At 33.4% G+C, this 8187-nt stretch carries 8 protein-coding genes and 1 tRNA gene; 6 read left to right on the top strand and 3 right to left on the bottom strand.

Annotated elements, in window-relative coordinates; translation table 11 throughout:
- Both JR312_RS05095 and glpX read right to left on the bottom strand, forming a co-directional pair.
- Positions 1-1284 (bottom strand): hypothetical protein (locus JR312_RS05095; protein WP_416647885.1); only part of this gene is annotated, 1284 nt, incomplete at its 3' end.
- 342 nt (positions 1285-1626) lie between these two features.
- Positions 1627-2550, bottom strand: coding sequence for a class II fructose-bisphosphatase (gene glpX / locus JR312_RS05090; protein WP_264331165.1), 924 nt, complete (start codon positions 2548-2550; stop codon positions 1627-1629).
- A 118-nt stretch (positions 2551-2668) separates the two neighbouring features.
- Here glpX and JR312_RS05085 point away from each other — a divergent pair, with 118 nt between their 5' ends.
- Positions 2669-3871 (top strand): hypothetical protein, encoded by a 1203-nt coding sequence (locus JR312_RS05085; RefSeq protein ID WP_416647884.1) that lies wholly within the window; start codon positions 2669-2671, stop codon positions 3869-3871.
- A 109-nt stretch (positions 3872-3980) separates the two neighbouring features.
- On the opposite strand, the gene JR312_RS05080 is transcribed toward JR312_RS05085, so the two are convergent.
- Positions 3981-4054, bottom strand: a tRNA-Arg gene (locus JR312_RS05080).
- Positions 4055-4205: 151 nt separating this feature from the next.
- Here JR312_RS05080 and JR312_RS05075 point away from each other — a divergent pair.
- From JR312_RS05075 to cysS, 5 genes are all read left to right on the top strand, one after another.
- Entirely contained in the window at positions 4206-4943 is a 738-nt protein-coding gene (locus JR312_RS05075; RefSeq protein WP_416647883.1) for an ABC transporter ATP-binding protein, read from the top strand.
- A 140-nt stretch (positions 4944-5083) separates the two neighbouring features.
- Positions 5084-5251 (top strand): twin-arginine translocase TatA, encoded by a 168-nt coding sequence (tatA, locus tag JR312_RS05070; protein WP_006013840.1) that lies wholly within the window; start codon positions 5084-5086, stop codon positions 5249-5251.
- A 126-nt stretch (positions 5252-5377) separates the two neighbouring features.
- Positions 5378-6034, top strand: coding sequence for an exopolysaccharide biosynthesis protein (locus tag JR312_RS05065; RefSeq protein ID WP_416647882.1), 657 nt, complete (start codon positions 5378-5380; stop codon positions 6032-6034).
- A 95-nt stretch (positions 6035-6129) separates the two neighbouring features.
- Entirely contained in the window at positions 6130-6786 is a 657-nt protein-coding gene (locus tag JR312_RS05060) for an exopolysaccharide biosynthesis protein (RefSeq protein ID WP_006013843.1), read from the top strand.
- Positions 6779-8187, top strand: a 1409-nt coding sequence (gene cysS, locus JR312_RS05055) for a cysteine--tRNA ligase (RefSeq protein ID WP_416647881.1), incomplete at its 3' end; no start/stop codon positions are given. The genes JR312_RS05060 and cysS, both read left to right, overlap by 8 nt.

Here is an 8187-nt window from a genome sequence, read left to right as displayed (position 1 = left end):
TTGAATTGAAAATGCGGTTTGACACACTTTTTTGAACGTTCCCTTTGATTTTTCTTCTGCAGATGGCCCTTCAAGCCTAGTCCTAGGAAGATAATGATCATATGCTCCTCCTATACATCCTGCTTGTAATTCCCCTGGTTTTAGTGAATTTAATAAATGACTAGATGGATTAAGCGTTATAATACATTCCTTTTTCTGTGATTGTGCATCTTGCTCCAGATATCCTTCTAAAAATTCATGTAAAGCTTTACCTTCCATAAGTACATCCTTATTTTGCCTAGCTAATTTCAAAATTTCGTCTAGTTCAACATCTTTACCATTAATAGTTGGCTGACCAATCTCAATTTCACTAGGATTTACATTTAAACTAATAAAGCAGTTAACAGAATTACCTTTCTCATCTTCTGCACTCCACCTAATTTTCATATCGCATGTTGCATCTTTTGCAAAGCGGTAATTTCTTTGTTGCTTATCATTCTTTTCAATCGTTACAATTAGTTTACCATCGCTGTATATTTTTGCTCTTTTTACCTCATTTTTATTTCTTTCCATCCTTTCAATTTTGTTAGTGAAAAGATGGCTTGTTTCTAAACTCTTTTCAGGTTTAATAATATTTACACTAAGATTATCATAATGATTAACTTCTGCATTTTCGCCTGGCCAATAACATCCATCAAAAAAGCCTACTAGACCATCTTCTTTTAGAAATTCTTTTGCATCATTCATCCCTTCTTCAATTCGAACAAGATATCTACCTAACCTATTTTCAAAATTCTTTTTCTGATTTTCATTAGTAAACTTCTTATCTAATATATTCATTATTTCTTTTTGCTGACTCAATATCGCATAGTTAAAAAGAAAAATATCCCTTTTTCTTCGATAATAATTTGCTATTTTATCAAATGGATCTGCCGGCCGGCCGCTATTATAATTTACATAATCATTAGGGTCTTCACATTTATTATCCTTAAAATCGAATCTCAAATTTTTAAAATCTGATAATACTTCTTCTGCCTTACCTTTAAGAAACTGAGGTGTACTTTGGAGCTTTTCTCCATAACTCATTCCATCTTTAATCCTAGAATAAATATACTCACCCAATCTTTTTCTAAACTCTTCTTGTCTTTTGAGATCAGGAAGCTTATTATCTAATATATTGATTATCTCCTTTTGCTTGCTTAACACTACATAGTCAAAAAGGCCTCTCTCTTTTTTATACTTCTCTGCTATTTTGTTAAAACACTTACTATCATTATAATCCAATTTTTCGAAGTCTTGGAGCACGTTTTTTACATCATCCTCACTAAATTGAAGATTTATTTGAGGAGACGCGTCAGTTCTACTTTGATCATCAAGTTGAGGATTTTTTTTAGGATTGGACTAATAAACTTTCTGTGCTGTTAGAGAAAGAATTATTATTTTTTTCAGGCGGTGAATTTTTCTCCTCACTATTTAACAAATTAGAAACCCAGTCAAACATTTCACACCTCTCATACTTAAATAAGCTTAATTATAACTTAATGCCAAATGTTGTAAAGCTAAAATTAACATGTAAATTCATTTTTTTAAGACAATTATAAGTATCTTCCTTCTATAAAAATTTTATAATCAGCATATGACAAATGTTTAAGATATTGATTTTGTTTGTATTTTTATTACTTTACCAGGCAATATTATTAATGAATTAGTCAGACAAATATCTTGGCCAAACTTTACTCCATCCACAAACTCTCCATTTGTTACTCCAGTTGCAATGAACACTGATTCACTTTTTGCCATGTCTTTCACGGTGTAGATTTTTTCTGGGTCAGTGATATTCAAATTTTTTGCTCTTTCTTTTAATTGATCCGTGTCAAATATTAATCTTCCTTCTATCTGCCCACCGATTGAGCTTAGCGCTGCTGCTGCAAGCACTCCTTCTGGAGCTCCACCTGTTCCAATATACATATCGTGATTGCCATTTATTAGCGAAACTATGGCTGCAACATCACCATCATCTATTAATTTCACTTTTGCTCCTAGCTTCCTAATTTTTGCTATTAATTCATCATGTCTTTCACGTTTAAGTACAGTTACTATAAGATCACTTGCTTTACATCCTTTTGCCTTGGCTAAATTGTCCAGATTCTTCTCAATCCTATTTTTTAGTGAGACTACACCCTCTGGGAGATTTTTTCCCACTGCTATCTTTTCCATATAAACATCAGGTGCATGTAAAAAATTACCTTTTTTTGTTGCAGCAAGAACAGACATTGCCCCTTGTTTATAGTGAGCGCAAATTGTAGTGCCCTCAAGTGGATCAACAGCGATGTCAATGTCAGGGCCACTTCCTGTGCCAACTTTTTCTCCGATATATAGCATCGGTGCTTCGTCCCTCTCCCCTTCCCCAATCACAATTGTACCATTTATTTCCATTGAGTTTAGCACCGTACGCATTGCATCAACTGCAACCTGATCGGCCTTTTTTTCATCACCAAGGCCTGCCAATTTATATGCAGCAAGTGCTGCAGCTTCGGTTACTTTCACTAACTTATAAGCTAAATCTTCCATCATTTACTCGAGAATCATAAATCAATATATATCATGCCATTTGAGACTGCAAGATTACTTGACTGATCATGAAAAAGTTGATATAATGAGCACATAGCAATAATGATAGGTTTTGAATATGGTCAGTAACTTAGCTTATGACAATGTAAAGGAATTTGTAACTAATAATCCTGATGTAACTGCTCATGAATTTTGTGAGAAGCTAAAACAAAGTGGAGCAACAGATGCAAATATTTGTGATTTATTTATGGATATTCTCCGCCCAGGGAGGAATGATATTGTAAATGATCATGATACATTCCTCAAAACTATCGAGTTGCTTGCTAAGTCAAACATTAAAATTGATATTGGAGATACTACTTCTAAAACTGTATTAGATTACGCTGTGTCAGGTGGAAAACCTAACGTTATAAAGATATTTTTGGATAGCGGTAAATTTGATCAAGAAAGAAAATCGAATGCTTTGTTGACCGCCGTTAATGAAGGTAAAGTTCAAGAGTTTGAGATATTTTTAGATTACATAGATCATACGAAAATACTAGAGGTTCTTAACACAGCTCCTCACAATGAGAGCACTGAAGTTATGAAGATACTCTTGAATAACAAAAGATTTACTGAAGAAGAGAAAGTTCAGGCTTTGAGTGATGCCTCTATAGATGGTGATCCACCAAAAGTTAGGTTACTTTTAAAGTATATGACGGATATACCAGAAGCTGATGTTAGGAATCTTTTGGTAGTCATTAAAGAAAGTCAGTCATCACTTGAAAAAGAACTTAAAATAGATTCTAAGTTTAAAGGAGATCCCAACAATTCTGATCATCGTAAATACTACTCAAATGTTGCAATAATTAAATTGCTTGAATCATCAATAGATAAGAAACAAGAAAAGCAAAAAACGTCTAATGTAAAGGAAATTAGAATAAAACCTAGCAGAAGTAATGGAAACGTTGGTAATAGATCTGTAGCAACAGCGCCTCCAGTTAGTACTAATGGTAATAATAACAAAAATGAAGCACCTGTATCAACAAGGACTGGCCCAACTGTCACACCAAATAATGATAAGAAAGCTAACGGCTTTGTAGAGGCTCAATTTTCTCCACCACATGAAAAAGAAACTAAATACAAAAAAAGTAAGGAGAGTTTTTACACCTCATTAAGGAGTGATGTTGTTGGAGTTGTTATTACAGGATTGTTTGTTGCTGCTGCCATCTTTAACTGGCGCATTAGTTTGCAGTGTCCTAGCTATTTTAGTTGTAATGGTAACTGGATTACATGTAAAAAATTTTACACTTCCAAGTTACAGAGAAATGAGAGAAAATAAGGTTGAACCTGTAAATTCAAGTTTGAGAAACCATGCAATCTAGCTCCTAGAATCACTTTTCAAACCAATTATAATTTCTTGATTGTTAAACCACTTTATCAAAATTAAGTGGGACTAGTGCGATTCGAACGCACGGCCTTCGGATTAGGAATCCAACGCTCTATCCTACTGAGCTATAGTCCCATGTCTTCTGCTATTTATGCAAAATTATAGCAAAAAGTCTCGCATTTTTCTAGGCACTCTGTACAATTAATTCACAATAATAAAAAATATTTCTGTATTTCTTGAATGTAATACTGTTATATTTAATAATACGATTCCAATTGAAAGATTAATGCTAGTTAACAATATTAGTTACTTTTATAGTAATCAAGATGGCTTTGCTTTAAGCAACATCAACATTCAAGTGAAGAAAGGAAGTGTTGCCTGTTTACTAGGTCATTCTGGCTGTGGCAAGTCAACAATTCTAAAATTAATCGCAGGAATAGAAAATCCAAAATCTGGAACCATTGTTATAAATGATAAATTAGTTGCAAGTAACAAAGTGTCAATTGCTATAGAGCGTAGAAATATCGGATTGATTTTTCAGCATTCTGCATTATTTCCTCATAAAACAGTAATAGAAAATATAACTTTTGCTATTTGCAGTACTTCTAAGAAAGAAAAATACCTTACTGCATTGGAAATCTTAAAGCTATTTAATATAGAAAAATATGAAAACATTTACCCTCATGCTTTATCAGGAGGACAGCAACAATTAGTTGCAATAGCAAGAGTAATGGCGCAAAATCCTGATGTTGTTTTGCTCGATGAACCATTTTCTAATTTAGATATACTGCTCAAATATCGAATAAGGCACCATATATTGTCACTTTTTAGAAGCAAAAATATTCCTGTACTCATGGTAACTCATGACCCGCAAGAAGCGTTGAAAGTTGCAGATTTTATTTACGTGATGAAAAATGGTAAAATTATTCAATCAGGAGTTCCTAGCTACATATACCACAGACCTAAAGATGATACGTTAGCAAAATTTTTTAGTGAGCTTCCTTTTACTCTACAGCTAAACTAAACTTAATGTTAGGCTAAAACTATTATAAGATAATTAAAAACTCTTGATTTATAATTCAATAAAAGTGATATAATTTATGTATCACTTGGCTTCAGTCAAGTTTTAATACCTAAAAGTTAATATTTTCAACGGAGGTACAAATGAGTTTAGGTCCATGGCAGCTGTTTCTAGTCTTAATAATAATCTTAGTTCTGTTTGGTGCAGGTAGGTTACCACAAGTTATGGGTGATTTAGGCAAAGGCATTAAAAACCTTAAACAAGAACTTAAGGATTCAGAGAAACTATCATCTAATGAACCAGATCGTTAGCTTCCTTATGTTTCGTGACACGCACTTTAGTGCGTGTCATTTGTTTAAACAAGGCTAAAGAATTGAAGAGGTATAACTGAAATATATTAATAATTACGTTAGTTAGAATGTTATTAAAGGGCAATTATGCAAAAAAGTGCGAAACTGAGCAAAGATAAAAAATTGGCTTCTGATATTCTCAAAGAGGTTGCAGATACCAATAACAACGATAGTGATAAAGTAACATTGTTCGACATCAAAACAGCTTTACATGAGCGCGGTTTTGGTATTTTAATAATCATCTTCTCTTTACCGCTATCAGTACCTATACCTGTTCCACCTGGCTATACAACCATTCTTTCTATACCTTTAATCTTATTTTCACTGCAGCTTCTATTTGGGTTTGATTCTCCTTGGATGCCTAATTGGCTAGAAAGGAAATCTTTTCAACGGTCAACACTAGCTCTCGTGGTAGAGAAAACTTCACCTATATTAAAAAAAATAGAAAAGTTCATGAAACCAAGAATATCTTTTATTTTTCTTGGTCCGGGTGAAAAGATTCTAGCTTTTATGATGTTGCTTTGTGCAATAATAATAGCTCTTCCATTACCTTTTACTCACTTCCTTCCTGCAATTGGTATAACTCTTATTTCACTCGGCATTATGGGTAAAGATGGATTTTTATCTACGTTAGGAGTGTTAGTTTCATTCTGTGCGTTATTGGTTACCCTTATTGTAATAGTTAAAGGACCAAAACTTATAGCCGGAACACTTTCTCTTCTTAAAAGCTTTACAAAACTTTAATAAAAGAATGAAGTACAGCATGAAATGAATAATCGATATTGAAATATAGCGATAACTATGTTAGTTAGAAGTTATATTGTTATTAAAGGGTATCTGTGGAAAAAAGTGTGAAATTGACTGAAGATAAAAAATTGGCCTCTGATATTCTAAAAGAGGTTGCAGATACTAACAATAACGATAATGATAAAGTAACATTATTTGATATTAAAACAGCTTTACATGAGCGTGGTTTTGGTATTTTAATAATCATCTTCTCTTTACCGCTATCAGTACCTATACCTGTTCCACCTGGCTATACAACCATTCTTTCTATACCTTTAATCTTATTTTCACTGCAGCTTCTATTTGGGTTTGATTCTCCTTGGATGCCTAATTGGCTAGAAAGGAAATCTTTTCAACGGTCAACACTAGCTCTCGTGGTAGAGAAAACTTCACCTACATTAAAAAAAATAGAAAAGTTCATGAAACCAAGAATGTCTTTCATTTTTCGTGGTCCTGGTGAAAATATTTTAGCATTTATAATGCTGCTTTGTGCATTATCGATAGCAATCCCACTTCCTTTAACTAACTTCATTCCTGCAATTGGTACAACTCTCATTTCACTGGGTATCATGAGCAAAGATGGATTTCTCTCTATAATCGGAGTATTAGTATCATTGTGTGGGTTATTACTTACTCTTGTCGTAATAGTTAAAGGACCACAGCTTATATTTGGAGCATTTTCTTTTCTAAAAAGCTTTGTATATGGTTAAGCTTTACAACACTTTAACAAAAAAAAAAGAGCCCTTTACACCGATCGATAAAGATCATATAAAAATGTACGTCTGCGGACCAACAGTATATGATACTGCACATATAGGAAATGCACGTTCTGTTGTTGTTTATGATGTATTATTTCGACTGCTGAAATTTTGTTATGGCAAAGTTACTTATGTGCGTAATATAACCGACATCGATGACAAGATAATCAATGCAGCAAATAAGAAAAGTAGTAATATAGAAAGTATCAGCGCATATTATACCAAAGCTTTTCATGAAGATATGAGAAGCATAAATTGCGTAGAACCAACACATGAACCAAAAGCAACAGAAAATATAGACCAAATTATTGAGTTAATTGAATCTTTGCTGCATTCTGGTCATGCTTATGAATCAAATAAACATGTATATTTTAGTGTAGAATCTTACCCTGAGTACGGTGTTTTATCAGGAAAAAAAATTGATGAGTTGGATCATGGTAATAGAGTTGAAGTGGGTGAAAATAAAAAACACCCAGGAGACTTCGTACTTTGGAAACCTGCAAACGAAACTGACTATAAACTTTCAAGTCACTGGAATAGTCCATGGGGAGAGGGAAGACCAGGGTGGCATATAGAATGTTCAGCAATGTCATATGCTTACCTTGGCAAAGATTTTGATATTCACGGTGGCGGTATAGACTTGCAATTTCCTCATCATGAGAATGAAATTGCACAGAGTAAATCTGCATTTGCTGAGTCAACGTTTGCAAAATATTGGGTACACAACGGGTTTCTTACGGTAAATGAAGAGAAAATGAGCAAATCCTTATTTAATATAGTCAAAGTAAGGGATTTGTTAGATAGTGGAATAAAGGGTGAAGTAATACGTTATGCGCTGCTTAAAACTCACTACAGAAAACCACTTGATTGGACAGAAAATGTTATCTCTGAGTCGCAAGAAACTTTAAACAAGTTTTATCGGTTATTACGTAGTACATGTATTGAGGAAAGTGATGCAGAAGTCTCTAAAGATTTTATAGAGGCTTTGAAAAACGATTTAAACATTCCTGAAGCTGTAGCCATATTGCATGAAATGGCTACAGAAATCAATAAGACAAGTAATGAATATGAGAAGCTCAAATTAACTAAGAAGTTTGTTAAAAGCGCAAGGTTCATTGGTATTCTTGAGTCAAGTTATCAAGAGTGGTTTGCAAGTGGTGTGAGTAATCAAGAAATAGAAAGGTTGATAGACTTAAGAAAAGTAGCAAAACAAAATAAAGATTATGATACTGCAGACAAAATAAGAGAGCAATTGAAACAAATGGGGGTTACAATTTCTGACAACGAAGATGGTACAGCAACTTGGTATGGGAACGTTCAAAAAAGTGTGTCAAACCGAAAAAAAAGTAATAA

It is taken from the genome of Wolbachia endosymbiont of Nasonia giraulti (assembly GCF_048054155.1).
In the GTDB taxonomy this organism is placed as follows: domain Bacteria; phylum Pseudomonadota; class Alphaproteobacteria; order Rickettsiales; family Anaplasmataceae; genus Wolbachia; species Wolbachia pipientis_C.
Note: the sequence above shows the minus strand (reverse complement) of the source record. Positions and strands in the feature narration are given on the sequence as shown.

Coding starts and splice junctions, on each gene's coding strand:
- glpX (WP_264331165.1), bottom strand. CDS start 2,550: ATGGAAGATTTAGCTTATAAGTTAGTGAAAGTAACCGAAGCTGCAGCA.
- JR312_RS05085 (WP_416647884.1), top strand. CDS start 2,669: ATGGTCAGTAACTTAGCTTATGACAATGTAAAGGAATTTGTAACTAAT.
- JR312_RS05075 (WP_416647883.1), top strand. CDS start 4,206: ATGCTAGTTAACAATATTAGTTACTTTTATAGTAATCAAGATGGCTTT.
- tatA (WP_006013840.1), top strand. CDS start 5,084: ATGAGTTTAGGTCCATGGCAGCTGTTTCTAGTCTTAATAATAATCTTA.
- JR312_RS05065 (WP_416647882.1), top strand. CDS start 5,378: ATGCAAAAAAGTGCGAAACTGAGCAAAGATAAAAAATTGGCTTCTGAT.